This is a genomic window from Candidatus Spongiihabitans sp., assembly GCF_965247905.1.
Lineage (GTDB): Bacteria > Pseudomonadota > Gammaproteobacteria > Arenicellales > Poriferihabitantaceae > Spongiihabitans.
On sequence record NZ_OZ252047.1, the window covers coordinates 401,410 to 427,370 of the forward strand.

The 25,961-nt window shown below is 49.2% G+C and carries 22 protein-coding genes, 1 tRNA gene, 2 pseudogenes and 1 CRISPR repeat array; of the genes and pseudogenes, 6 read left to right on the forward strand and 19 right to left on the reverse strand.

Features of this window, described 5'->3' with window-relative positions:
• Nucleotides 1–9 precede the first annotated feature (9 nt).
• The 7 genes from ubiB to ACP158_RS02225 all read right to left on the reverse strand — a co-directional run bounded on the left by ubiB (nt 10) and on the right by ACP158_RS02225 (nt 6,034).
• The gene (gene ubiB / locus ACP158_RS02195; RefSeq protein WP_424947358.1) at nt 10–1,656 is read right to left on the reverse strand and encodes a ubiquinone biosynthesis regulatory protein kinase UbiB; all 1,647 of its coding nucleotides are present in this window, start codon (nt 1,654–1,656) and stop codon (nt 10–12) included.
• 25 nt (nt 1,657–1,681) lie between these two features.
• Nucleotides 1,682–2,287: a ubiquinone biosynthesis accessory factor UbiJ gene (locus ACP158_RS02200; protein WP_424947359.1), complete on the reverse strand. Its 606-nt coding sequence runs from the start codon at nt 2,285–2,287 to the stop codon at nt 1,682–1,684.
• Nucleotides 2,288–2,320: 33 nt separating this feature from the next.
• The gene (ubiE, locus tag ACP158_RS02205) at nt 2,321–3,097 is read right to left on the reverse strand and encodes a bifunctional demethylmenaquinone methyltransferase/2-methoxy-6-polyprenyl-1,4-benzoquinol methylase UbiE (RefSeq protein ID WP_424947360.1); all 777 of its coding nucleotides are present in this window, start codon (nt 3,095–3,097) and stop codon (nt 2,321–2,323) included.
• 37 nt (nt 3,098–3,134) lie between these two features.
• Complete coding sequence (locus ACP158_RS02210) at nt 3,135–3,497, reverse strand: gamma-butyrobetaine hydroxylase-like domain-containing protein (protein WP_424947361.1); 363 nt, start codon at nt 3,495–3,497, stop codon at nt 3,135–3,137.
• A 176-nt stretch (nt 3,498–3,673) separates the two neighbouring features.
• On the reverse strand, nt 3,674–4,690 hold the full coding sequence (hemB, locus tag ACP158_RS02215; protein WP_424947362.1) for a porphobilinogen synthase: 1,017 nt from the start codon (nt 4,688–4,690) through the stop codon (nt 3,674–3,676).
• 25 nt (nt 4,691–4,715) lie between these two features.
• On the reverse strand, nt 4,716–4,919 hold the full coding sequence (locus tag ACP158_RS02220) for a hypothetical protein (protein ID WP_424947363.1): 204 nt from the start codon (nt 4,917–4,919) through the stop codon (nt 4,716–4,718).
• The gene (locus tag ACP158_RS02225) at nt 4,916–6,034 is read right to left on the reverse strand and encodes an adenylate kinase (RefSeq protein ID WP_424947364.1); all 1,119 of its coding nucleotides are present in this window, start codon (nt 6,032–6,034) and stop codon (nt 4,916–4,918) included. Before ACP158_RS02225 ends, ACP158_RS02220 begins: the two co-directional genes overlap by 4 nt.
• A 424-nt stretch (nt 6,035–6,458) precedes the next feature.
• On the opposite strand from ACP158_RS02225, the gene ACP158_RS02230 reads away from it, so the two are divergent.
• A tRNA-Leu gene (locus tag ACP158_RS02230) sits at nt 6,459–6,545 on the forward strand.
• Nucleotides 6,546–6,575: 30 nt separating this feature from the next.
• Nucleotides 6,576–6,776 (forward strand): DUF6356 family protein, encoded by a 201-nt coding sequence (locus ACP158_RS02235; protein ID WP_424947365.1) that lies wholly within the window; start codon nt 6,576–6,578, stop codon nt 6,774–6,776.
• Nucleotides 6,777–7,274: 498 nt separating this feature from the next.
• On the opposite strand, the gene ACP158_RS02240 is transcribed toward ACP158_RS02235, so the two are convergent.
• Both ACP158_RS02240 and ACP158_RS02245 read right to left on the reverse strand, forming a co-directional pair.
• Nucleotides 7,275–8,036, reverse strand: coding sequence for an amino acid ABC transporter permease (locus tag ACP158_RS02240; protein ID WP_424948384.1), 762 nt, complete (start codon nt 8,034–8,036; stop codon nt 7,275–7,277).
• A gap of 2 nt (nt 8,037–8,038) precedes the next feature.
• Nucleotides 8,039–8,822, reverse strand: a pseudogene (locus ACP158_RS02245) (amino acid ABC transporter ATP-binding protein).
• Nucleotides 8,823–8,959: 137 nt separating this feature from the next.
• Between ACP158_RS02245 and ACP158_RS02250 the strand changes: the two are divergent.
• Nucleotides 8,960–9,748, forward strand: a pseudogene (locus ACP158_RS02250) (transporter substrate-binding domain-containing protein).
• Between the two features lie 44 nt (nt 9,749–9,792).
• Nucleotides 9,793–11,675: direct repeats of the CRISPR family, unit length 36 nt; unit sequence GTTGTGAATTGCAGATAGCCCTTGGTCGGTTATACT.
• Nucleotides 11,676–11,723: 48 nt separating this feature from the next.
• Here ACP158_RS02250 and cas2 read toward each other — a convergent pair.
• The 5 genes from cas2 to ACP158_RS02275 form a co-directional block, all read right to left on the reverse strand.
• Nucleotides 11,724–12,059, reverse strand: coding sequence for a CRISPR-associated endonuclease Cas2 (cas2, locus tag ACP158_RS02255; RefSeq protein WP_424947366.1), 336 nt, complete (start codon nt 12,057–12,059; stop codon nt 11,724–11,726).
• The gene (gene cas1, locus ACP158_RS02260) at nt 12,056–12,952 is read right to left on the reverse strand and encodes a type II CRISPR-associated endonuclease Cas1 (protein WP_424947367.1); all 897 of its coding nucleotides are present in this window, start codon (nt 12,950–12,952) and stop codon (nt 12,056–12,058) included. The genes cas2 and cas1 overlap by 4 nt, the downstream gene beginning before the upstream one ends.
• On the reverse strand, nt 12,945–16,061 hold the full coding sequence (cas9, locus tag ACP158_RS02265; RefSeq protein WP_424947368.1) for a type II CRISPR RNA-guided endonuclease Cas9: 3,117 nt from the start codon (nt 16,059–16,061) through the stop codon (nt 12,945–12,947). The genes cas1 and cas9 overlap by 8 nt, the downstream gene beginning before the upstream one ends.
• A gap of 194 nt (nt 16,062–16,255) precedes the next feature.
• Nucleotides 16,256–17,524, reverse strand: a complete 1,269-nt coding sequence (locus ACP158_RS02270; protein ID WP_424947369.1) for an MFS transporter — start codon at nt 17,522–17,524, stop codon at nt 16,256–16,258.
• Between the two features lie 112 nt (nt 17,525–17,636).
• Nucleotides 17,637–20,105, reverse strand: coding sequence for a cation:proton antiporter (locus tag ACP158_RS02275; RefSeq protein ID WP_424947370.1), 2,469 nt, complete (start codon nt 20,103–20,105; stop codon nt 17,637–17,639).
• Between the two features lie 175 nt (nt 20,106–20,280).
• Between ACP158_RS02275 and ACP158_RS02280 the strand changes: the two genes are divergently transcribed.
• On the forward strand, nt 20,281–21,492 hold the full coding sequence (locus tag ACP158_RS02280; protein ID WP_424947371.1) for a pyridoxal phosphate-dependent aminotransferase: 1,212 nt from the start codon (nt 20,281–20,283) through the stop codon (nt 21,490–21,492).
• Between the two features lie 43 nt (nt 21,493–21,535).
• Entirely contained in the window at nt 21,536–23,158 is a 1,623-nt protein-coding gene (locus ACP158_RS02285; protein ID WP_424947372.1) for a 5-guanidino-2-oxopentanoate decarboxylase, read from the forward strand.
• 313 nt (nt 23,159–23,471) lie between these two features.
• Here ACP158_RS02285 and ACP158_RS02290 read toward each other — a convergent pair whose 3' ends face one another.
• Complete coding sequence (locus ACP158_RS02290; RefSeq protein ID WP_424947373.1) at nt 23,472–23,651, reverse strand: hypothetical protein; 180 nt, start codon at nt 23,649–23,651, stop codon at nt 23,472–23,474.
• A 145-nt stretch (nt 23,652–23,796) separates the two neighbouring features.
• On the reverse strand, nt 23,797–23,928 hold the full coding sequence (locus ACP158_RS02295) for a hypothetical protein (protein WP_424947374.1): 132 nt from the start codon (nt 23,926–23,928) through the stop codon (nt 23,797–23,799).
• A gap of 40 nt (nt 23,929–23,968) precedes the next feature.
• Between ACP158_RS02295 and ACP158_RS02300 the strand changes: the two genes are divergently transcribed.
• Nucleotides 23,969–24,178 carry a SlyX family protein gene (locus tag ACP158_RS02300; RefSeq protein WP_424947375.1) on the forward strand — a complete coding sequence of 70 codons (210 nt, stop codon included), beginning with the start codon at nt 23,969–23,971 and terminating at the stop codon, nt 24,176–24,178.
• Nucleotides 24,179–24,226: 48 nt separating this feature from the next.
• On the opposite strand, the gene ACP158_RS02305 is transcribed toward ACP158_RS02300, so the two are convergent.
• The 3 genes from ACP158_RS02305 to ACP158_RS02315 form a co-directional block, all read right to left on the reverse strand.
• The gene (locus ACP158_RS02305; protein WP_424947376.1) at nt 24,227–24,742 is read right to left on the reverse strand and encodes an adenylyltransferase/cytidyltransferase family protein; all 516 of its coding nucleotides are present in this window, start codon (nt 24,740–24,742) and stop codon (nt 24,227–24,229) included.
• A 40-nt stretch (nt 24,743–24,782) separates the two neighbouring features.
• Complete coding sequence (locus ACP158_RS02310; protein WP_424947377.1) at nt 24,783–25,403, reverse strand: BON domain-containing protein; 621 nt, start codon at nt 25,401–25,403, stop codon at nt 24,783–24,785.
• Between the two features lie 163 nt (nt 25,404–25,566).
• Complete coding sequence (locus tag ACP158_RS02315) at nt 25,567–25,926, reverse strand: YraN family protein (protein WP_424947378.1); 360 nt, start codon at nt 25,924–25,926, stop codon at nt 25,567–25,569.
• Nucleotides 25,927–25,961: the final 35 nt, after the last annotated feature.

Here is a 25,961-nt window from a genome sequence, read left to right on the forward strand (position 1 = left end):
ATTTCCGGGTTAATTGTTGCGGCGATCCAGTTTGGACATGTTCGCCAACAGCAGCATCAGCATGCCGCCGGCGAACGCTAGCCAGCCGATTAGCGGCATTGATGAAAGTCGCTGAGGATCAGGAAGCGCGATGAAAGCGGCGATGAGCAATCCAACGCCAAACACTGTTTTAATTGTTTTGTTATGCTGATAGGCAATTTGATTTTTTAACTTCTCAACTTCCCGGTCCTGGGTGCGTATGATCATTTCATCGTTTTTCAATCGATGCATCAGTTGATGCGCCAGCCCCGGCAATTCTGGCGCCAGGGTAAAAAGGTTCGGCAACTCGCGCTTGATGGTTCTTATCGCGGCGCGCGGTCCAATTTGTTCGTTGGTCCACTTTTCAAGAAATGGCTTGGCGGTTTCCCAAAGATCAAGCTGCGGGTAAAGCTGTCGACCCAAACCCTCGATATTCAACAGCGTCTTTTGCAGTAACACCAACTGCGGCTGCACCGGCATATTAAATCGCCGCGCCACACGAAACAGATCCACTAAAAATACGCCGAATGAAATTTCGCTAATCGGACGCGAGAATATCGGCTCGCACACGGTGCGTATTGCGCCTTCGAAATCTTCCGTATTGGTGCCTGGCGGAACCCACCCTGCTCGAATATGCGCATCGGCGACACGGTGATAATCTCTATTGAAAAACGCCAGTAAATTTTCCGCCAGATAACGTTTATCGGCAGTACTCAATGTGCCCATAATGCCAAAATCAACGGCCCGGTATTGCCCATCCTCGGATACGAAAATATTGCCCGGATGCATATCCGCATGAAAGAAGCCGTCGCGAAAGGCTTGCGTGAAAAAAATCTCGACGCCGGCATGGGCTAACTTTTTCATGTCGATGCCGGCGGCTTTTAGTCGCGCCACATCGCGAATGGGGATGCCGTGAATTCTTTCCATTACCAATACATTGCGATTGGTATGCTGCCAATAAACTTGTGGAATATAAATTAAATCGGAATTTTCGAAGTTGGCTTTTAGCTGACTGGCGCTGGCCGCTTCGCGCATCATGTCCAATTCGTCATGAATGGTTTTGTCGTAGTCAGAAACTATTTCTCTTGGCTTCAAACGTTTTCCCTGAGACCAATAACGATCCGCCAAATCCGCCAGCACATACAGCAATTCAAGATCCTTTTCGATAATAGATTCAACGTCAGGGCGTAAAACTTTGACCACGACATCAGAACCATCGTGTAATTGTGCATAGTGTACCTGGGCAACCGACGCTGAAGCGGTGGATTCTTTTTCAAAGGTCGTAAAGTGATTTTCCAGTTTGTCGCCATAAGCCGCTTCAATAATCTTGACCGCTTCATCCCCCGGGAACGGCGGCACCTGATCTTGAAGCTTGACAAGAGACTGGGCGATATCCGCCGGCAACAAATCCGGGCGGGTGGAAAGCACCTGGCCGAACTTCACGAATACCGGCCCCAATTCCTCCAATGCCATGCGCAGCCGCTCGCCTCTCGGCAACTCATGTTGCCGGCGCACCGGAATCAGTTTGAATAGAACAGCGTAGGGGCGAAATAAATGCAATGCGGACACGAATTCGTCCAAACCGTGTCGGGTCAGGACGCGGGCGATTTTCAGCAAGTGGAAAAGGTTTTTAGTCAAGGATTGGCCTAAGGATTATCAGACTTTAAGGATGCGGATTTTTCTGCAGACGCATAATTCTTTGTTCCAGGCGGTCCGTGTCGGCGCGCAACTTATCCACCGAATCCTGGAATCGTTGCATCGCCAGGTTAGTGACTAACACCCGCGCCTCCTCTTGCAAAAATTCCCCGGCGTTGTGCCGGGATAAATCCAGCGACTGCGAAGCCCAGCGGCCGAAATTTCGGGCAACATTTCCTGCTTTCCTTGCGGGCGTGTCGCCAATGTGCCGAGCCAGCAATTCCTCCCAATCCATGTCCAGCTGCGACAATATTTTCTGAAAAGCCTGCCCGGTGTCGGCATCGCCTTGCATAGTCACCCGTCCGTCGGACAACACCCCGCTGCCGGTTCCCGCTGTGCCGAGTTTGGCAAACGCCATCGCCGATCCGGTTAAAGTGACATCCGCTTCAGCATTGCATTGCCGCAAAATTTCCATTTCCCCATTTGCTGGAACCAGAAATAAGGTGATGCGCGGCATGGTGATTTCAATACACAGAACCTTGCCGTCCAGTTCGGCGAGCTTTTCCTTGCTATCAGGGTCAACGCTCAAAAGAACGGTGGAAGTTCGGTTTAAAAAATCAAAAAATGCGCTCATTCTGGAAATCTTAAAATTGGCGGCGGCCGCGACCTAAAACTTAAACCCCAGGTGAAGCGCGACGATGCCGGCACTCAGGTTGTGATATTTAACCTCGTCAAAACCGGCTTCCAGCATCATTTTCCGCAATGTTTCCTGGTCCGGGTGCTGGCGTATGGATTCAACCAGATACCGATAACTGCGCTCATCATCGGTCACCCATTTTCCTATTTTTGGAATGGCGTTGAACGAATAACAGTCATAAATTTTACTGAGCCTGGGCAGCGCTGGTTTTGAGAATTCCAATACCATCATCCGCCCGCCTGGCTTTAGCACCCGATACATTGATGCCAATGCTTTCTCTTTGCGCGTGACATTGCGTAATCCAAATGAAATAGCGACGCAATCGAATTGATCTTGTTCAAACTCCAGATTTTCCGCGTCGGCGATGGCGTATTCGATATTACCCACCAAGCCCGCATCGATCATTTTTGATTTTCCTAAGGCCAGCATATCCGCATTGATATCGGTCAGCACGATTCTTCCGCTTGGTCCAACCTGCTTGGCAAAGTGACGCGCCAGGTCGCCGCTGCCGCTGGCAACCTCTAACACATGCCCGCCCGGCTTAAGCCCGCTCAGGCAAACCGCAAATCGCTTCCATAATCGATGCAGCCCGAACGACATGATATCGTTCATGAGGTCATATTTCGATGCCACCGAACTGAACACATCGCCGACCAACTTTTCCTTGGCCGATTCATCCACCTGTTGATAACCAAAATGGGTTTGATTTTCGGTGCGCTCGGATGCGCGGCTTTGCGGTTGGTTCATCAAATTTAACTCGTGCGACCTAAAGGCGCGCCAAAAATCATGCGTCCAATTTTCTGGAATGGCCGGCTTCATCCAATCTTTGCATATAAATGGCCCAGTTTTCCGCCTGATGCTTGCCGAGTTGATACAGCGTTTCCCAGGAAAAAATGCCGGTGTTGTGACCATCATCGAATACCGGCTTGATCGCATAATTTCCAATCGGCTCAATGGCGTCAATGTTGACGCGCTCCTTGCCAATTTGCAGCACTTCCTGCCCCGGCCCATGGCCTTTCACTTCAGCGGACGGAGAATGCACTCTCAGGTACTCGCAACTTAAATCAAATGATTCGTCATCAAACGTCACCGTCAATATTCTGGCGCGCCGATTTAAATTTATTTCTGTGGGAACGTGTTTGCTCATTGATAGCAATACTAATATAAAGAATATTGTGAATCTTATATTTTACGCGAAATTGCGGGAGGCGGATTGTCCTGTCAATTCCGAACAACAGGCATTGACTGCCAAGATAACGGTATTATCGAGCTGGCACTTGACTAAGTCGGGAATTTCTCACGGAAATTTCTCAGGGGATTTTCTCAGGCGTCGGCTTGTAACCAATGGGCAATTTGCTCCGCGTAGTAAGTTAGAATTCCGTCACAACCGGCGCGCTTAAAACCCATCATCGCCTCCAGCACCACTGGTTTTTCCTCGAGCCATCCCTGTGCGCTTGCCGCTTTGAACATCGCATATTCGCCGCTGACCTGGTAGGCGAATGTTGGCATGCCAAAAGCTTCCTTTACCCGCCAAATAATATCTAAATAGGGCATTCCCGGCTTGATCATAATCATATCCGCGCCTTCGGCAATATCCAGCGCCACCTCCCGCAACGCTTCATCGCCATTCGCCGGATCCATTTGATAACTGTATTTGTTTGCGCCGGCCAAGTTCCCGGTTGAGCCAACGGCATCCCGGAACGGCGCGTAGTAGTTGGAGGCGTACTTTGAGGCATAGGACAGAATTTTTGTATTGGAAAAGCCGTTGTCCTCCAAGGCCTGCCGAATCGCGCCAACCCGGCCATCCATCATATCCGATGGCGCAACCACATCCGCGCCGGCATCGGCATGGCACAGCGCCTGTTTCATCAATGCCTCCACCGTTCTTTCATTGACCACATAGCCGGTTTGGTCGGTCAGCCCATCCTGGCCGTGGCGGGTATACGGGTCCAACGCAACATCAGTGATCACGCCTAAATCCGGCACGGCGTTTTTAATGGCTTTAATGGCTCGTGGAATTAATCCTTTATCATTCCAGGCTTCCTCGGCGCCGTCGGATTTTACCGCCAACGGCGTGACTGGAAATAACGCTATCGCTGGAATGCCCAACGCATAAAAAGTCTTGCATTTCTCGACCAATAAATCGATTGACCTTCTTGAAACGCCCGGCATGGAAGAAACCGGCTCGGTTTTAGCGTTGCCTTCCATAACAAACACCGGTTGTATCAAATCGTTAGTGGTCAACATGGATTCGCGCATCAATCTGCGGCTAAATTCATCCTTGCGCATCCGTCGCGGCCGGATGCCAGGAAAAGCGCCCTGTTGTGGATGACCAACCATAAACCAGCTCAAACTCCGCACAACTTTATTTCTTGGCTTTCTTTTTCGCGATCTTCTTTGCCGGCCGCTTGACCGCTTTCTTGTTCGCTGTTTTTTTAGCCAGACTCTGCTTGGCTATTTTCGTCCCGATTGTTTTTGTGGCCGTTTTCTTAGCCGTTTTCCTGGCAGTTGATTTCTTTGATGCCGGTTTTTTTGAAGCCGTTTTTTTGGCTACCGACTTTTTAGTCATTGGTTTTTTTGGCTCGGTTTCCTTGAAACCGGTTTTCTGGTTGATTTTTTAGACGTTTTTTTGGCTACCTTTGTTGCTGCAGGCTTGGTCACGATTGCAGCTGCCTTGTTCTTTTTGCTTATCGGTTTTTTTCTTGTTACCGCCTTGCTGATTGACTTGCTCGCCGCTTTCTTTTTCCGCGTTGTTTTTTTGGCGGTTTTTGATTTTTTCGCCGTCACCTTCTTTTCGGAGAGCGTTTTCCCGGCCGCCTTTTTCCTTGCTATCTTTTTCCGGGCGGTTTTTTTGCTTGCCTGTGTTGCAGCGGCGCCTTTTATTGTGGCACGGGTTGCGGTTCTCTTTTTTGGCGATGCCTGGTTTGCCGTAGCCTCCAACCCGACGCGGTTTATTTGGCCGCCGGCAATAATCGTTGCATCCATTTCATCGTTTGTGTCGGCCGCAGTCTCCAGTGTTTTAATCTCCAAAGGCCGAATTTCCAGATCAACAATCTCGCACAACTTTTGATGGATTTCATCGACTTCGCCGGCGCCCGGCATGGTGCGCAATTTGTGCTGGGCGCGGTAATAGGTGATAAGCGGCATGGTTTCTGCGTGATAGACGCCAATGCGCACTCGCGCGGTCTTTGCGGTGTCGTCAACCCGGGACGCCAACACGCCGCCGCATTTATCGCATTTGTTTTTAACCGCCGGTGGCGAAAAGTGCTTATTGTAGATCGCGCCGCACTTATCACAGCCCATCCTGCCAATTATCCTTTTAACCAAAGCATTGTCATCAACGTCGATGTTGATTGCAATTTGCAACGTCTTGCCCAACATGCCCAACAAGGTGTCCAAAGCCTGCGCCTGGGGAATGTTGCGCGGGTAGCCGTCGATAATAAAGCCGCGCTTGGCGTCCCTTTTTCGCAGTCTTTCCTCCAGCAATTTGAGCACAACCTGATCATCCACCAGCCGCCCTTCGGCCATGGCCTGTTTGGTTTCCTCATTCAGGACTTCATCATTTTTCAATGCTTCCCTTAACAGATCACCGGTTGAGATTTGGGGAACGCGGTATCGCTGCGCTAATATCTTCGCTTGGGTGCCCTTACCGGAACCGGGCCCTCCTAAAATGGCTACTCGCATGACTGACTCTTTGTTGGTGTATACGGAGAAATCGGGCAAACAGACTACTCGTTGTTGGTCATAAGGTCAACTACTTGTCCGGGTTCTTGAATTCAACCCCGAAGTGCAACAGGTGGGTTGATGCCGAATAATGCCTGATTTGGTGTTTTCATGCCAAGCCATCGGCCGGCCGGCAAGGATTATGGGGCCGCGGGCAGCGGGCGAGTTCCGGGTTGATCGCGGTCGCCGTCAACGTTCATGCCGCCGGCGGTGATTCCAGTGAATGGATTTCATCTCAGACCGCCCGATTTTTTATCCTCTTATACCCTCATGTGAATCTGAGCCTATACAATAGCAAGCCGCAATATCAAACAAGAACGCAGTCCAAACGCGGGCTAAATTGACATGCAATGGCGCAATAGGTACAGTCCACCTTCATTTTCATGCCGAGGTGGCGGAATTGGTAGACGCGCTAGCTTCAGGTGCTAGTGGGCGATTGCCCGTGAAGGTTCAAGTCCTTTCCTCGGTACCATGCCCCGTGCTCCCTACGCCAAAATATACTATGTTTAATGCCAGCAGATCTCACTTAGCCGAAGTTGAAGAAAGTTACTTTGAACACCAGGGCGTGGCATTTCGTTACGCTGGAAATTGTTTGAAAGCGGCGATAATGGCATTCGTTCATGGAATGGCGCCAGGCTGGTTTCAAACCAGTGCCAGCGATCTGGTCAAGCAACTCGCGAATAATAGAAAACTGCAAGCCTGATCCATGGTTGCGGAGGGCCGCCCGCACATACCACAACGCGAACACATCGAATCCATAGAAAAACGCTTGTGGGGCGCGGCTCTTGCAACCATCCGCTCCAGATTGAATCGGCAAACCTGCTTTTCCACGCTCTGATGAAGTCATTCCTGCAAAGAAGATATGATGGCGCGGGCGTCATGGAAAACATCGTTGCGTGGATTCCACTAACGCGCTTTATCGCAACGCATTGCATAACGAAGATAATGCGCCGCCATTTTGGTTTCTCGAAGTTGCGGATATGAATGAAGCTGACTTTAAAACCTGAAAAACGCTGGATGTGATGGTGGTGAAATTTTTCAAGTCAATCAAACGACCGCTTATTTCAGCTATTCAAATCGCCTGGTGAACGGGCTGGGCGTGACCACTCAGGGGGACACCATTGGATATTATAAAGGTGGGTATTATAAAGGCGTAAATTTTCCAACTACGGCAAAAATAGCCTCCCTAATCTCAAGCAATCTAGGTACTTTGATCCGCCCCCAGTCTTCTCTCTAGCCGTCTGACACCAGCGGAGACAATCAATATCAATGCCAAGTACTCGATTACCAGCACCGTATAGATTTCCAGCGGACGGTATTCGATAACGACTAATTCGTTGGCCCGGCGGGTTAATTCTTGCATACCAATAATTGAAACAAGAGAAGACATCTTGAGCATATAGACCAATTGATTGCCCAATGCTGGCAACACGCGACGAATCGCCTGGGGCAGGATAACGAAGCGCATGGTATCAGGGTAACCCAGGTTAATAGAAAGGGCGGCTTCTTTTTGCCCTTTATCGATAGACTGAATCCCCGCGCGAAAAATTTCCGCTTGAAACGCGCTGTCCGACAACGCCAGCGCAATAACCCCGGCCCAAAAAACGTTAACCTCAATACCTGCAACTATAGGCAAACCATAATAAACCCATAAAATTAATACTAAAATAGGTATCGCTCTAACGATCTCGACGTACACCCGATTGACCATTCGCCAATGTTTTTTTGAAGACAATCCGGGTAAAGCGACAAGTAATCCCGCCACAATCGAAATCACGATCGCCGTGAAGGATAGCAATAAGGTATTCCAAAGTCCGCCTATTAAAAATTGCAGATTTGTTTGACCTGCGCTCTTGAAGGGAGAAACCACATACCAGCCCCAATTAACGTCACCACATCCAGCAAGCGTTACCGTTATCAAACAGAGGATGCTCAGTTTAATTCCGTTTCCCAGCTGCTTCATAACTAGTGATGCAATATCTGCTGTAAAAATTTCTGACATCGATCACTTTCCGGTTCGGTGAAAAACTTGTTTGGAGTGGATTTTTCGATCAATTTTCCATTGTCCATGAACACCATCGTATCAGCAACTTTACGGGCAAAACCCATTTCATGGGTAACACAAATCATCGTCATACCTGATTCCGCCAAGTTGATCATGACCTCCAATACCTCGGAAATCATCTCCGGATCTAATGCGGATGTAGGCTCATCAAACAACATGATTTTGGGTTCCATACATAACGATCTAGCAATAGCGACACGTTGTTGTTGCCCGCCAGATAATTGGCGGGGCAGTTTATTTGACTGATCGGCGATATTGACTTGATTAAGATATTTCGTTGCGTGTTGTTCCGCTTCGACCCGAGAGAACCGGCGTACTCGAGTCAATCCCAAGGTCAAATTTTCAAGCGCCGTGAGATGCGGAAACAGATTGAAGTGCTGGAACACCATGCCAATATAATTTCGAGCGGCAACAATATTTTTTTTACTATCATTAAGTTCGTATCCATTCACAACAATCGCCCCTTTTTCATGGCGCTCCAATCGATTAATACAGCGAATAAGAGTCGATTCTTCCTGATCCAGATGGTCCGCAAACAACAACCCGCTCTCCTGGTCTCACGTCAAGACTAATACTGTTTAGCGCTCGGAACGCACCAAACCACTTGCTCACGTCGCTGATTTGGATAACGGGGCTTTGGGTGTCGAGGTTCAAAACAGGATTGTGGTCAAGAGTTGCATTGATATTTTTTTTTAAATGTTTGTGCGTGAGCTATTATGCACAGGTATAACAGTGTAATGCAGCTTGTGGTTTGTTCGCAGTTTGTTATAGTGCTCTTTAAAATGACGAATCTTAAATGTTATTTAGTATATGGAGAAATGATGAAAATTCCAAAGACAATCAAATCAATAATTAGCACCGCCGCACTCACTTTATGTGTCGGTCAATTCGCATTCGCTGATAGTGCCTTGCAAGACATTCTCGATTCTGGAACGTTAAAGGTCGGCACTACCGATGATTGGAACCCCATGACAATGAAAAATCCAGCCACTAATAGCTATACAGGCTATGACATAGACGTAATGACGGCACTAGCCAATGATCTTGGCGTAGAAGTTGAATTTGTGCCAACTGACTGGAAGACGCTTGTTAACGGCATCGTCTCTGGGAAATACCACCTGACCGGCAGTGCTTCAATTCAGGCTAGTCGCGCAAAAGTCGCTGGCTTCTCTGATAGTTATTTCTCCGTGGCAACCGTGCCGCTGACACTCAAGAAACACGCTGATCGCTTTAGTAGTTGGGAAGATCTGAATAACGCGGATGTGATCGTTGCGGCAACTCTTGGAACAACTCAAGAAGACCAGGTTAAAAAATTCTTCCCTAATGCGTGACATAAGATAGTGGAAGCGCCGGCCCGAGACTTTCAAGAGGTTTTGGCTGGTCGTGCTGATGCACACATCACATCCAATGTGGAGGCTTATAAATTGGTGGAACAATACCCCGACATGATGATTGTCCCGGTAGCGGAAGCCAGGGCGCGCACGCCAGTTGCCATGCTCATGCCACAATCTGATCAGGTATGGCTTAATTTCGTTAACATCTGGATAGGGCTGCAACAAGAACGAGGATTCTTTCGTGAGTTGGGGCGAAAGTGGAAGCTGAATAACTAATGGGAAAATCTCGCATAGCACCCCCCCCCCCCCCCCCCCGTAGGGTTGTGAATTGCAGATAGCCCTTGGTCGGTTATACTGAGTCGGGCCCGGGCTATCGCACCATGCAGTTGTGAATTGCAGATAGCCCTTGGTCGGTTATACTTAGACATCAGTTTGCACCGCGTTGACGAACGTTGTGAATTGCAGATAGCCCTTGGTCGGTTATACTTGGCAGACCAAATACAACGATTGCCAAAAGGTTGTGAATTGCAGATAGCCCTTGGTCGGTTATACTTTTTTCCTTCAGCGCGTTGACCGCGCTCCAGTTGTGAATTGCAGATAGCCCTTGGTCGGTTATACTGCGACCGTGGCCCGCTTCGACGCGCCATCGGTTGTGAATTGCAGATAGCCCTTGGTCGGTTATACTAAGAGAAGCGGAAAGCGCATGAACAAGAAAGTTGTGAATTGCAGATAGCCCTTGGTCGGTTATACTATCGTCATCGACGTGCCGTTGATAACCTTTGTTGTGAATTGCAGATAGCCCTTGGTCGGTTATACTTGTCACGCACTTCAGCACCGACCACGTCGGGTTGTGAATTGCAGATAGCCCTTGGTCGGTTATACTTCGGTATCTGGACAATATTACCGACTGATGGTTGTGAATTGCAGATAGCCCTTGGTCGGTTATACTTGTTGCGGTGAGGAGGTCGCGGTGATGGCGGTTGTGAATTGCAGATAGCCCTTGGTCGGTTATACTAAATAGGGGGGTGGTTGCAATGAGTTGGTGGTTGTGAATTGCAGATAGCCCTTGGTCGGTTATACTCCGCAACCGCAGCACATAGTCATCCAACGAGTTGTGAATTGCAGATAGCCCTTGGTCGGTTATACTTAAGCTTCGATATACCCCGCCGTCACCAAAGTTGTGAATTGCAGATAGCCCTTGGTCGGTTATACTCTGCGCGACCGCGAGGGCAACCCCTATCCGGTTGTGAATTGCAGATAGCCCTTGGTCGGTTATACTCCGGTCCCTCGACGTGCCGTTTGTCATCCGGTTGTGAATTGCAGATAGCCCTTGGTCGGTTATACTCGATTCGGATATGGGCCAAAGGCGCGGGCGGTTGTGAATTGCAGATAGCCCTTGGTCGGTTATACTAATCCCCAATATGGAGTGCGAGCATTGCGGTTGTGAATTGCAGATAGCCCTTGGTCGGTTATACTTCAGGGATTTGGCAATACCCTGTATGTTGAGTTGTGAATTGCAGATAGCCCTTGGTCGGTTATACTCCAATGGGCTGGCACTGCGTTGGCAATGCGGTTGTGAATTGCAGATAGCCCTTGGTCGGTTATACTTAGCGGGATTGAAACCTCGATGCTCTATCGGTTGTGAATTGCAGATAGCCCTTGGTCGGTTATACTTAGCGGGATTGAAACCTCAGCACTCTATCGGTTGTGAATTGCAGATAGCCCTTGGTCGGTTATACTCCGATTAGTTTCCGCGTCCTTCTGCTTTGTGTTGTGAATTGCAGATAGCCCTTGGTCGGTTATACTTAACGGGATTGAAACCTCTTCCCTCTATCGGTTGTGAATTGCAGATAGCCCTTGGTCGGTTATACTTAGCGGGATTGAAACCTCGGGTCTCTATCGGTTGTGAATTGCAGATAGCCCTTGGTCGGTTATACTTAGCGGGATTGAAACCTCAGTCCTCTATCGGTTGTGAATTGCAGATAGCCCTTGGTCGGTTATACTTAGCGGGATTAAAACCTCATGCCTCTATCGGGTTGTGAATTGCAGATAGCCCTTGGTCGGTTATACTTCCGGTCATCTGGGCCTGGTGGCCCAGGTCGTTGTGAATTGCAGATAGCCCTTGGTCGGTTATACTTCCGGTCATCTGGGCCTGGTGGCCCAGGTCGTTGTGAATTGCAGATAGCCCTTGGTCGGTTATACTATCTGTGATGTAACTATATGAATTGTTTGGATATATCGGAAATATTCTTCAAAAAAGTTCGAGTTGAACAGGGGTTCTCTCGATTGGTTTTCGCTTTTTTCCATAGTAAACCTCAATTTTGCCAAACTGTTTGTCGGTTATTTTAATAATCCGCACTTCGCCTTCTGGCGGTAAGACCGATTTTACTCGTTTTGAATGGACGTGTGCATTCTCATCGCTGGCGCAATGCCGATAGTAAACTGAGTATTGCATCATTCCAAAACCATCATTTAGAAGCTTTTTCCTAAACAGGGTGTACTGCCTACGGGCTTGCTTGGTATCCGCTGGCAAATCAAACAAAACAATTACCCACATACTTTTTAAGCCTCCGAAGATTACATTCATACTCTGCTCGCCAATACTGGATATTTAATGTTTTCTAAAGACCCGTCCAGGCACCGTTTGAAATCAGCAACAAGATAATGACAGGCTATCATCATCGGCATTGTTTTTTTATTTATCCGTACTGTTTCACTTAAAAGCCCCAAGATGATTTGCTTTGTATCCTTGTCAATTTCCACCTTTTTATTTGCTATCCAGATTTGGTAAACCAACCAATCCACCCATGGACGAAATGGCTCCATTAAATCGTCTGCAAGACATAAGGCGTTGTATTGATTGTGATGATGGATGCCGATTGCTGGGTGGAGTCCACTTGCGACGATAGCGCGAGCAACCAATGCGCGCACAACGGCATACCCATAGTTAAGCAATGTATTCACGCCCGCCGTTTCATGGTTCCTTCTAAATGACTTCCCGAACAAACGAGGCCAGTAATGTTGCGCCGCTTGTGCCTCGTGATTTTCCGTGTCCCCAGATTTAACTTTCAAAGCCAATCGGCCAAGTATGGCGGTGTCCGTGCCGGCCAGAGATAGCGTCTTTTCTTGTTCTATAATTTTCTGTTGCACAATTTGTTTCCAGATCCGCTTTGCCACGGGCTTCTTTGCTTTTATCTGCAACCGCATCACTTTTTGATGCAGGGTATGGCCATCGCTAACCGGAAGTATTACCGAATAAGGCAAATGCCTTTCATCGCAAAATACGATTGCAACATTGTTCTGCTGGCACGCGATGATCACCGTTTGAGTGATGACAATAGCGGGGTGCTGCAATATCAATACCCCCAAATCCTCAATGGGGATTTGCCCTATCGTTTCTCCCTCTTTGTCAATCAATAACTGTTGATGCTTGATGTGGATGTAGGCTTGCTCGGATATATCCACAATGCGTTTAATCATTGACTGGATATCCGATGGCGTTTATGTGGTGTAATTGAATTTTATGTTTTTCAAAATTTTTCTGGTTAATAGTAAGGAGAAGTTCTTCATCTTTTTTATCTAAAGTAGCTGCTTTGGAAAGTCTTAACATGATTCTGTTTGTGCCCGAATCCAATTTTTGTACTCGATAAAATACGCACTCGCCGTTTTCGTTTGCAATACTCACGGTATCATTAATATGCAAAGCCATCAAAAACTCATAATCCTTGCCGTGGTAGACTTTAATCATTGGTTGTTTAGGCATATTAATACCTTTGACGCGGTGCGAGGCAAGCATCATTGTTACAAATTCACCTTTGATTTCCCCTGTTTGTTTATGTCGAATAATCTCTATATGGTGGATATTGCCAAAATCGTGCCATTTAAAATACTTTCCTTCGGTATTTTTAATCCCAAATTTTTGGGACTCTAGATGTTCTTTGGAAATTGTGTTATTAAATGTCGTTTTTGGTTTAAGAATACGAACTCTTTTGATAACATTTTTCCCTACCTTTGGAAAGTTTCTCTTTTCAGAAAATGCTTTTTTAGGATCATTTCCATATTTTTCCAGGTGACTCAGCACAATCTTTCTAATCATACTATCAACAATGGTGTCGGCATTAGATTCAGTGAACTCTGCGTTGAGAGGATGTCGAGTAACAAGCCATTTTCCTTTAATATGTCCATATCCAGTTTTTTTGTGCAAACTTCCCGAGAGCTTTCGTTGTGGCGCGTGTGAGACGACAATTCGTTCGAGTTTTTCCTCTAGTTCCGTTCTGAAACGAAGATACGGGACATTCAACTGGACCTTCTGCCCGGTCTCTTCACTTCTTTTGATACTTTGAGTTGCCTTTGTGTGAAATTGCCGATTAATGCAAGCAATAACTGCCGCGTCAATGGCATGATGCCGATGGTCGGTGCGTTTTTTTTGGTCCGTTTTCCCAAGCAAACTATTTAAACCCCACCAGTATCGAACTTCTGCGACAATCGCTCCTTTGGTAACAGAAACATCGCACCCCAATTCTTTGACATATTCTTGAGTCACGGTTGAAATATAACGAGTGTCATTTAATTGTGCAGCAGACATCCCGTATTTTTTCTCTATATCCTCTTGCTTCATATAGAACTGTTTCTTTTTCGGGTGAGTGGAATATTTTCTGTATTTTTTCCGTGGACGATCTTTATAGATGCTGTCTATTCTCTGGGTGATTTGATTCCATTTTTCCTCGTCTCTACCCCATGCTTCGACAGGTGTTCTTTGACCTTTGAATCGATTTTCTCTGGTCAAACAAACTACTTTATTGATATACGAATCGTCCAAACACAAACTTTTCGGCACAATATGATCTATTTCAATTGCATCTGAAAATAACTGCGCTCTTGAAATAGTAACCCCGCTGTAAATACAGAGACATTCTTGCTCTAGCCATAAGCGATATTTAATATTGTCATCACGAGAAGAATATTTTCTACCTGTTTCCTCGGTGAAAGCATTCTGGGCATCTTCGTTGGTTTTTTCATTTTGTTTTTGTTGTTTTATAAAATCTTTTACCCTCTCTGTATTCATTTCTAAATCTCGTGCCATTTCAATGCGAATAGCATCGGGTTTTCCGTATTCCTTGATGAGGGCATTGACCACACGCCGTAACTCGTGCAACCCTTTGTTAACAATCGGGTTGGATGTTTCAGGTGGAGAGGATAGTTTTTCCTGGACTTCAATTTCCTTGATCTCATAACCATAGCCAGCCGCCTGACGCGCATCGCTGTAAATCATGCCTTTTTCCAAATGCGGCAGTAGTTTGTTTATGGCTTTAAGCGAATGATTGGAATGTGAGGGCTCAAACTCCAACAAACATAGTTTGATGGCCGTTTGTTTGTCAAAATTCCAATGAACTATCAGTCTATTTTTGAGGGCGGATTTTTTCTTAATGGTGAACAAATCCTCGAACAAGGACTTTTGCTTCGTATCACTCATTTCATCCCATTGCTCCCCGATGACGGATCGAATTTCGCAGGCGGTGATATTACCCTTCAAGTTTTTCGCATCCAAATTTATTTGCGTGAATCTATCCAGATTTAATTCGTTTTTGAGTTTCGTTATTGTAATTTTTGGATGATGATCAAAATAGGTAACGAGTTTCGCTTTTTCCGCATCTTTTATTGATACCAATTTATTCAAGTGCCGATCCAAATATTTTAAATTATTAATATCTTGCAGATAGCGGAACCGTTGTACTTCCAAACGCGCCGTATTTGCACGATAGTGTTTTGGCTCCAATGAACATCTCCCAACGCGATCTTTTTTGAGTTTGAGCGGGCGTTGATAAAAAATGATTTTTTTAACGCCTTTGTTATCCGCCATAAAGTCATCAGGCAGGTAGGCGAAATAGGAGACCTGTTTTTGCCAGATTTGTTTTAGTTCATCTTGATACATGGCACGGTCCGTACGCAGGTGCCCGCCCTCATGTGCACGGTTTCGCTTGACCCTGTTTTTCGAACGATACAAATACTCGCCCAAAGTCCTTGCACTCTCATCTTCAATATCCCGATAAACTTTGGCAATATCCGCCTTGAAATCACCTTCTTCTTTGTCCTGACTGGAATCGGTTTTAGCGTCCAGTTTATTCAAATAGCGCATCGTATCCGGATCATCCACCAAATCCCCCGCCGCTTGCTTTTTGCTACTCAAAAACCCTCGCCTCGCAACAAAGTGCAATAAAATACGTCCCAATTGGTGTGGAGACAATCGCTCGTCCAACGCCTTCGTGCGCAACTCGTACGGGTCACCAATTTGGTTTAATAATTTTTCCGGTTCGGTATTGCCCAGCAATTCCTTGGGGAGCAAATCAAGCGACACCAAATAATTGAGCATTTTTTGCTTGCGTCTTGCGCGCCTTTGGAGCACGCGCCTACCTAAACGCATTTGACGACGTTTCTGGTTTTTCGGGGTTGGAACCTTCTCTTCCACCGCCTTGGTAAAGATGCGGGTGCCGATGTCAATGATTTTAACGGCTTGCCCGTCTTTTTCTTCCAGTAGTGCCCAACCTATTGAATTACTGCCCAAATCCAGCCCTAATATTTTCTTGCTCATTTTTTAATCCTAGTGTACTATTCGTACATTAGTATAACCGACCAAGGCCTATCGATTTGCTTTTCATACCAATGAAATGAATATTTCGTAGGCTCCGCTTCCAAGCGACCAAAGCCCTCGCACTTATTTAAGTTCTCGGGGGCTTTTTCTTTTCTGCTCGGCCTAAAATAAAGAGCGTCACCGAACTACATCATCTATCCCACTTGTTTGCACCGGGTTTCGCGCAATAACAGTGTGCCGATAAGTGCGCCTGCTGTGACCACTAACAAACTGGATAGTGCAATCGTGTAGGTGACGGCCGAATAAACTCGTACACCGTCTATAACCGTACCGTCCCAATTCCAGTCGAGCAACCCGCCAATCAGCGGCTGCATTACCGCACCCGATCCGACAACGCACATATTCATCAGGCTGAGTGCCGTGCTACTGCAATCCAGGCTGTTGTGCTCTTTTACCGAACTGAAACATATCGTCATCGTGCTGCCACCGAGGCCGGTGATAAATATCAGTGTCATTAATATCGCGGTATTTGTCGGGGTAATGAAAATAATTACTGCAAAGGTGATGAGACAAATTATTGAGCCGAGTATCATGATCGGGTTGCGGCGCCCCATTCGATCTGACATCCAGCCCATCAGCGGTGAAAAAACCGCCCACCCTACGAACAGCATCGAGGCAATCCCGGCCGCCTCTGTGGTCGAATAGCCATGCACCGTGTTCAGCCATGGCACTGCCCACAAAGCGCCAAAGCCGAGCATAATGGAGGCCAGGCCGAAGCCGATTAACGCGCACAACCAGGTTTGTGGATTGGATGCCGCCAAGCGCACGCCATCCAGCACGCCACTGCGCGCCTCAACTTTTCTTTGCGCCTGCGAGCGCTGCGGCACCAGCATAAACAGCAACACCGATAGTGCCAAGGCGATCATTGCCAAAAGGCCCATTATGCCACGCCAGCCAACGGATTCCACAACATAGCGCAGCGGCGCCTGTCCAAATATCGCGCCAGTCATGCCGACCGTCTGAAGTATACCCGCCAGCATGGCGTACTGTGCTGGTTTAAACCAGTGCCCGGCAATGGCCAACGTGCCGACAAAGGCAAATGCGACCGTCGCGCCAATAAAACCACGTCCGATTGATGCGGTAATAAGCGAATCACTGAGCGCAAAACCAAGGGAAGCAATCGCGCATAAAGCGGCCGCAAAACTCATCAATTTGCGCGGCCCGTAACGATCGGTAAGTATGCCCACAGGCAGTTGAATGGAGGCGTAGGCGTAGAAATAAAATGCCGACAATGAACCGAGCGCGGTGCCACCGACCGCAAAATCCCGCATCAATTCATTGGTCATAATGCTCGGCGCAACGCGCTGGATAAAGGCGTAGCCGAAAAACAACGTGCCCAGTGAAAACCCGATAATTGCGCTGCGCCGGGTGACGGGATTTTGGTTTGCCGTGGATGCGAGCATTAAATTGTCAGCGGGAATTTAAACTTCCATCCGCATTTTCCCGGCGTGAACAACCGGGCATAGTCGTCCGCTTTTCAGACTCATTTCATATTGGGGAAGACGCATTCTCGGCTTAGCCCAATCTGTCGCCGTGAATTTTCTGCAGATATTGCCTGACATCGGGATATTTCCCGACAATAGTCAGCATGGCTTTTCGGGTGACCCGGAGCAATTTACAGGGCGTCTTGGCCACAATGGTCGCACTTCTGCGATGGGCGCCGGATTGCGCTTCCACTAACGACGATTCGCCGATGATATCGCCATCATGAAAAGTAGCAATTTTGTGAGTCGCACCGCTTTCATCCTGCTTACGCACCGCCACCTTGCCGTGAATAATGATATAGAAGTTGTCGCCTCGTTCGGCTTCACCCACTATCGTATCCCCAGCCAGAAAGGTGATTCCGGTCGCATTGTTCTTGACCAAATTCAGATCTTCGCTGCTCAGGTTTTCAAATAACGCCGCCTCATCCAGCAACGCGGAGACCGATGCATCGCTATCCGGCCTGATTGCTCGAACATGGCTGATGCTGGCCAGTTCCTGCTCGACCTTGCGCCGGATAATATTATAGCCCTTGGCGCCTAGGGTGCCTTGGCTATGCTGTTGCTGAACATGGTTCCAGCCACGGTTTATCATTGATCTATGCGCGGTGTTTTCCATGTGGCGTCGGTAGAAGCCGGGAAACTGGCGTTTGGCCATCTTAAGTTCATGGCGGTAATGCTTGTTTCGAGTCTGATAATTTGCTATCAGCAGCTCACGCGCCGAGCGGGCCAGGTCGTCCTGTTGCTCCAGCATGTCAATAATCATGTTGCTGATGATCACTTTGGCAATGTGCCGTTCCATCTGCTGGACCAGCCGCAGCGATTGGTATCGGGACAAGAGTTTGGATAACCACAGCCGCTCCCTGGAATAACGTAGCAAGCCGCCCTCCAGTAGCACAAACAGGCTTTTTCGAGAACTGTCGCGAAAAGCGTTATGCTCGTTTTTCCCCTTGCGCAGCGCTTCCTGCATACTAAACAGCGAGTCATTCATTCTCAGGTAAATATACTGGCTGATGATTTCCGATTCATAGAGCAGCATTAATACGGTTCTTTCGGTTTGATAGGCGCGGAACAGGGCCATATATTCATCGTCATCATGCTTTTCGCTGCCCTCATCAAACATGCCGATACTGAATGCCAGCCGAATTCGAATCAGCAGGCCTTTGCTTGCTCGTTTTGTCAGCAAGGAATAATTTCGCAGTTCGCCCAACCAGGAAGCCGATTCTTTTCTGGCGGTGATCAGGGAATTCCTGAGCTCCAGATCTTCTCCCTCAGTGAGTTGATTGAGCCCGAGTCGTTCCATCAATGGCCGAATAGTCGGCGCACTGACCAACAAGGTGAACAGCACAACGCCAACCGTCAGGTCAAACAGGAATTGCTTCTCGGGCAGGGCCTCCGGAATTGACAGAACCACCGCTATTGCCAAGCCGCCTTTTAGCCCTCCCCACCACATGATATGCCGTTCGGCCATACTGATACGCGGCAAGTGAAATAGTTTAACGGTCACAGGAATTACGCTATACACCGCAAATGCTCTTGCACTCAGAATCAGGATTACCACCAGCACAACAGCGCCCATAACGGCCATAATATTGTCGAACTTGACGGTTAGGCCAACCAAAAGAAAAAGCAAGGAATTACAGGATAGGGAGATGACTTCCCAGCTGCTGTGAATGGCATGAGTGGCATCATGCGGAAACCTGATCATGCTGAATCGTTTTAGCGCGATGGCCGACCCGACCACTGCCATCACGCCAGAGACGTGCAAAGCATGTTCGGCGAGAACAAAACTGGCATAGGCAATCACAATCGAGGTGGTTAATATCACCGCCATATCGCTGCGCATTCGATACAGCAATTCGCATACCGCAAATCCGAGCAAACTGCCGACGATAACTCCGCCGATAAAGACGCGCAAAAACTCGGCAATGATGGGTCCGGAGTCAGACCAGCCAATGCCCCCGCCCTGCATCGCTATGCCCAGCAAAATGGTAAAGGCGACAATAGCGGTGGCATCGTTTAACAGCGATTCGCCTTCAACCAGGACGTTAAGGCGATTTGGCGCCCCCAGTTCCTTGAACAAGGCCACCACCGCAACCGGATCGGTGGCCGATATCAGGGCGCCGAATACCAGCGCCACGATCAGCGGGATGTCCAGCAACCACCAAACCCCGAGTCCGACCACACAGGTGGACAAAAGCATGGCCGGAATAGCCAACATTAAAATCGGCGGCAAGTCCCGATGTAATTGCCGGGTATCAATGCTAAAGCCGGATTCAAAAATGAGCGCCGGCAGGAAAATAAAGAACATGATTTCCGGGCCAAGTTGAAAGTGGCGCAATGGCGCCAATGGCGCCCAGCTATCGGCAACCCGACCGAGCGCGATGCCGACAATGACCAGCAGGATGGTATGCGGGATAGGCAACTTGCGCGATACCCCGGTCAGAAGCATGGCAATCCCAAGCAGAATAACCAGGACAAGTATGAGTTCGTCAGCAGGCACTTTGGATGATTAAATTGTGGGTCAGGAAATTGTGGTTCGGGTTAAAAGCATGGGTTAATCGCTACCATGCGCGGGGTGCGAATTTTAGCACAGCACAACATTGTTACCCTGAAGGAGATAGAAAAACGCCTAGAAACCCGGTCATCAACGTCAATCTTGGGTAAAATCCTGCAGCATGAGCGAATTTAACAACAAACAAAAAATGCCATTCAGCAAACTGGCGCAGCGGCTGAATTCTGAATCAGGAGAAGCCTGGCAGGTGCATGAGCGGGCGTTGAAAATGAAACGGCGCGGGCAAGATGTGGTATTGCTCTCCATCGGCGATCCGGATTTTCAAACGCCTGCCCCGATCATTGATAATGCCGTTAGCCATATGCGTGTGGGTCGAACCCACTATTCTCCGGCGCTCGGCGAGTTGAACCTGAGACGCGCCGTGGCCGACTATGAGACCAGGGCTTCGCCCAATCCCTGCGATGCGGAACAAGTATCCATTTATCCGGGGGTTACTGCGGCTATATTTTCGGTTATGAGCTGTTTGCTGGATGCCGGCGACGAGATAATTATTGTGGATCCTCCATATGTCGGGTATGGCCCGATAATGCAAGCGTTGGAGGCTAAGGTAAAGACCGTTATGGCGTTGCCGGAAAATGGCTTTGAGCCGCAATTAGACGATTTTATCCGTGCCATCAGCGATAAAACCAAAGTGGTATTTATAAACACGCCGGGCAATCCGACTGGCGCCATTATTCCCCGCAGCACTTTAAGAAGCCTGAGCCGCCATTGTCACGAGCGCGGCGTCTGGCTGGTTTGTGACGAAGTCTATTCCATGCTGACTTATGAAAAACCGCATGTTTCACTGCGCAGTGCGGCGCAGCGGCTCGACAATGTGGTGGTGATTGACGGGCTGTCCAAGTCGCATGCAATGAGCGGCTGGCGCATGGGCTGGGTGGTGGCGCCGGTCGGCTTGACCGCGCATCTGGGACGGTTTGCGGCCATGTCGATGTTCGGCTGCCCGCAGTTTATTCAGGATGCGGCGGCCTTTGCCTTGAACAATGACGAATACTATGTCAAGGAGATGCGCGACCAGTACCGAAAAAGAAGGGATTTGGTCTGCGCCCGCCTGGACGCGATGCCGCGCTTGAAATGCCTGCGCCCGCAATCCGGCATGTTTGTGATGGTGGAGGTTAGCGGCATCTACGAAGACGACCGGGTGTTCGCGCAAAAGCTGCTAGAGGCCGAGAAGCTTTCGGTGTTGCCAGGCAGCGCATTCGGCGACAGCGCCCGCGGCCACATCCGGCTCTCATTGGTGCAACCCGAAAATGTTTTAGTGGAAGGTTGCAAGCGGCTGCAAAGATTCGTCAACGCCGTAGCCCAGGCTGAATCGTAAATGGGCGACCGTAAATTAACAACCATCATTAAGGAGACCCGATATGCCCACTTGCGGTGAAGTGCTGGTCGAAATACTGGAAAACTATGGTATCGATACCCTGTTCGGAATTCCCGGCGTCCATACTGTGGAACTTTATCGTGGACTGGAAAACGCCCGCATACGCCACGTCACGCCGCGCCATGAACAGGCGGCTGGCTTCATGGCCGATGGCTATGCCCGCGCCAGCGGGAAAATCGCGGCGTGCTTTATTATCAGCGGTCCCGGCATGACCAATATCGCCACCGCCATGGGCCAGGCGTTGGCCGACTCGATTCCCATGTTGGTGATCTCGTCGGTCAACCGCACCCATGAACTCGGCTTGGGCGAAGGGCGTCTGCATGAAATGACCGGTCAGCGCGCGCTTGTCGCCGGCGTGGCGAGATTTAGCCATACCCTGATTCGCGCCGATGAACTGCCCAAAGTGCTGGCGCGCGCCTTCGCCACGTTTAAAAGCGAGCGCCCGGGACCGGTGCATATTGAAATTCCCATTGATGTGATTACCGCGCCGGCCGGCCATTTGGACACGCAGGCTTTTGCATTACCCAGTGCGCCCGCGCCCTCTCCTCATGCCATCAACGCCAGCGCAAGACTCTTAAAAGCGGCTGAACGTCCCGTGATCGTGATTGGCGGCGGCGCCATCAATGCGGCGGCCGATGTGGTTAAACTGGCGGAAAAATTAGGCGCGCCGGTGATGAACACGGTCAATGCCAAGGGCGTCCTGCCCTACAGTCATCCGCTCGCGGTCGGCGGCTCGGCTTCCTGTGCCGCGCTGCGGGATGAATTGAAATCCGCCGACGCAGTGGTCGCGGTCGGCACCGAGATGGGCGAGACCGATTACGATTTCTTTTTCGCGGGGCCCTTGCAGATTAATGGCAAGTTGATTCGTATTGACATCGATGCCGCTCAGTTGACCCGCAATGTACGAGCGGATGTGGCGATTTGCAGCGATGCCCGATACGCGCTGCAGGCGCTGAATCAGGCATTATCGAAGCAGATAGGGGAGACCCATGAAAGCAGAGCGCGTAATGGCGCCGCCCGGGCGAAACGGATACGCGACCAATTGCAGGCAACCCGTGACCCCGACTATGAAAATTTTTTTGCTGCAATTCGAGAAGCACTGCCCGATGTTATTATCGCCGGCGACTCGACCCAACCGACCTATTACGCCTGGCTACATTATGAAACCGAAAAACCGCGCAGATACTTCCATTCAGCCAGCGGTTTCGGCACGCTGGGGTACGCCATTCCGGCCGCCATTGGCGCCAAGCTGGCAGCCCCGCATAGCCCGGTCATCGGCTTGATTGGTGATGGTGCGGCGCAGTTTACCATCGGCGAACTCGCCAGCGCCGTGGACGCAAAGGTAGCGGTCATATTCCTGATATGGAATAACACCGGCTACGGCGAAATCAAACGTTTCATGGCCGACCGCAACATCCCACAAATAGGCGTCGATATATATACGCCGGATTTTGTCGGCCTGGGCAAGGCTTTTGGCTGTCATGCGGTACGGGCAAGCAATCTCCACCAACTAAAATCCGAACTGGTCACGGCGGCCGGGCAAGCGCGGCCGACCGTGATCGAAGTGATGCAGGACAAGTTCGCCGCCGGCTATCCCGCGCTGTGAGGATGTCAATAAATCAATCTCGTGAGGTTTCATTTTAAGCCTAGTGAAACAGGACTAACATGAAAAATGAAGGTTCAAGATACTTTAAGGCATAGTGAAATGGTCATAGCTAATTGTTCAATAAATGAAAAACAAGCATGTCATTCGTTGCCGAATTTCGGGGAATAAATTCAGGGCGATTCCACGGCTGTTTTGCCTTGATATCTAGGCTTGCAAAGTCGCACAAATCACTGGCATCTCTGGCCCGGCGACCAGCCGATTGTATACTCAAATCAGACAACACATCGCCGGGCAATGCGAGCGTATGTGTTCACTAATTCACTGCCCGTTTTGTTCCTTTCCAGCGGTGTTTTAGCACCGCCCTCTCGGCCGTCATTCTCGCATCAAACGGCGCGGCTTCGCCGCAAATGAGTCCGGCTACGCCGGACGGCATATTCCACTGGATTGCCCGGCCAATAATAATATGGGCCGGGCAATGACAAATGATAGGCAATGGTGAATTGAGAAGACAAAAGCGCGTTGAGACGCCAAAGCACACGAGAGAAAATGTCCGGCTGCGCCAGAGCACGTTTTAATGTCACGCTTTGCGAGACAATTATTTACCATTGCCCTCCCAAAAGGACTTATTGCCTTCCGATTCACCATTGTCCCCCCAGCCCGTCATTCTCGCCGCAGGCGGGAATCCAGTTAAAATATGTCGTCCGGCGTAGCCGGACTCCTTTGAAAGAGTGTGAGTTTCGCTTCAATTGCGCCACGAAAACGGGTGTCAATATCTGCTAAAATCTATCCGAAATCACCGCTTAAAGTATCTTGAACCAAAATGAATTAGCCGAACTGCAAATGCTGTTAATGGATCAGCAGCGTTCATTAGACAGTTTAAGCGAGCAACTTATCGCGCAGTCCGACAAGGTTTTGGTGTTGGAAAAGAAAATTGAATGGCTTCAATCCAGGCTAGAGCGGTTTAATGAACTCGCCGATCAGGATAAACTGGCAGGCGATGAAAGACCGCCACATTATTAATCAACATGGGTCTTACTAATTAATCGAGGTGCTTGTCGATGACATTATTTAGCGTCGAATTCGCTTAATCAATTCCGTGGTTGAGTGTTGAAATTCGGTTTCTATGGAATGTACCGCCCCGCCCCAACCAATCACTTCGGCGCCACCGACAATTTTTTCAACCGCCCAATCTCCGCCTTTCGCCAGCACCTCAGGCTTAATGGCCCTGATCAGTTGCAGCGGCGTGTCCTGCTCAAACCAAACCACGGCATCGACGCATGCCAAGGCGGCCACCAATGCCATGCGATCGTCTAATTGATTTATCGGTCGATTCGGGCCCTTGCTCAGGTCCTTACCCAGGTTCTTACCCAGGCGTTGCGCCGAGTCATCGCTGTTTAGCCCAACCACCAGCGACGCCCCGAGCCCGGCGGTGCGTTGCAAATAACTGACATGCCCGCGATGCAGTATATCGAAGCAGCCGTTGGTGAACACCAATGGACGCGCTAACGCGGCAACCCATTGCTTAATATCGATGCCTGCGGCAGAGCGGCAAATTTTCTGCTGGTAGGCGGGCGGGTTCGCCAATTCAGTTAAACCGAAGCAAATTAATCTTTGGCAGAGGAAGTTATTCGGGCTCGATATATTCGAAAACCTTGATGATGCGGGTCACGCCGCGCACGCTTTTTGTCACCTCGACCGCCGCTTCGGCTTCGTCCCGCGTTACCAAGCCCAACAAATAAACCCCGCCGCGTTCGGTGATGACCTTGATGTTGCTGGACGGAATATGCTCGGCACGAATAAGTTTGGCTTTCACCTTGCCGGTAATATACGAGTCATTCGCCCGGCTGGCCAGATTGGTTTTGCCGGACAGATCCAACTCGTTCACCACTTTCCTGGTTTCCACGCTTTGTTCGGCCACTAACGCCTCGGCGCGCTGCCGTTGCGCGTCGGTATGCACTTCTCCGGTCAACAGCACAATGCCGTTGAAAGAGACCACGCTGATATTTTCAGCAACGCCCAACTGCTCATCCGCTGAATAGATGTTGCGCAGCTTTAATTCCAGAAAATTGTCATCAATGATGCGGCCAGCGGTACGCCGTTCAAGCGCCAGATCAACGGCTGACACCGCGGCGGCGCCGATGATAATCGGAACGCAAGCGCTTAGAAATTCCAGCGAGACCACAATAAGCAGACTCAAGGAAAGGGTTTTTAACGAGACTTTTCGGTTATAGCGTATGTTGGCCATGGTTACACTCTCAATGGGTTTGTCGAATTATTGGGTAGATGCGGGATATTTCCAACCCGCGATAGTATATATCCATTTGTCCAAACCTTTGCCGATAATTTGAACAAAGTCGCGCAATCTTCGCATGGCCTAACATGACCCCGCATAACTTGGCCAGGACAAATTAAAACGCATCGCTTAGCCAGTGGATTTTGTAATTCGCCGATTGGCCATTGACCGCGACCACGTCGAATCGGCAGCCGTCGAATTTTAGCGCATGATTTTTCTGCATAAATGTCTCGGCGGTGCGGCGAAGTTTTTGTTGTTTGTTGGCATCGATGCTCTGCGTGGCGCCGCCAAACAAGTCATTTTTTCGATAGCGCACTTCGACAAAAACCAGATCGTGTTTGTCCATCATGATCAAATCAATTTCCCCATACATGCAGCGGTAGTTTTTTTCCACCAGCGTTAGTCCATTAGATTGCAAATAGGCCAATGCGGCCGACTCAACCTGTTCGCCACGAAGCAGATGAGTCGCTTTCACCGGCTATTGTTCACGGTTGCCGTTGCGCCATTGGG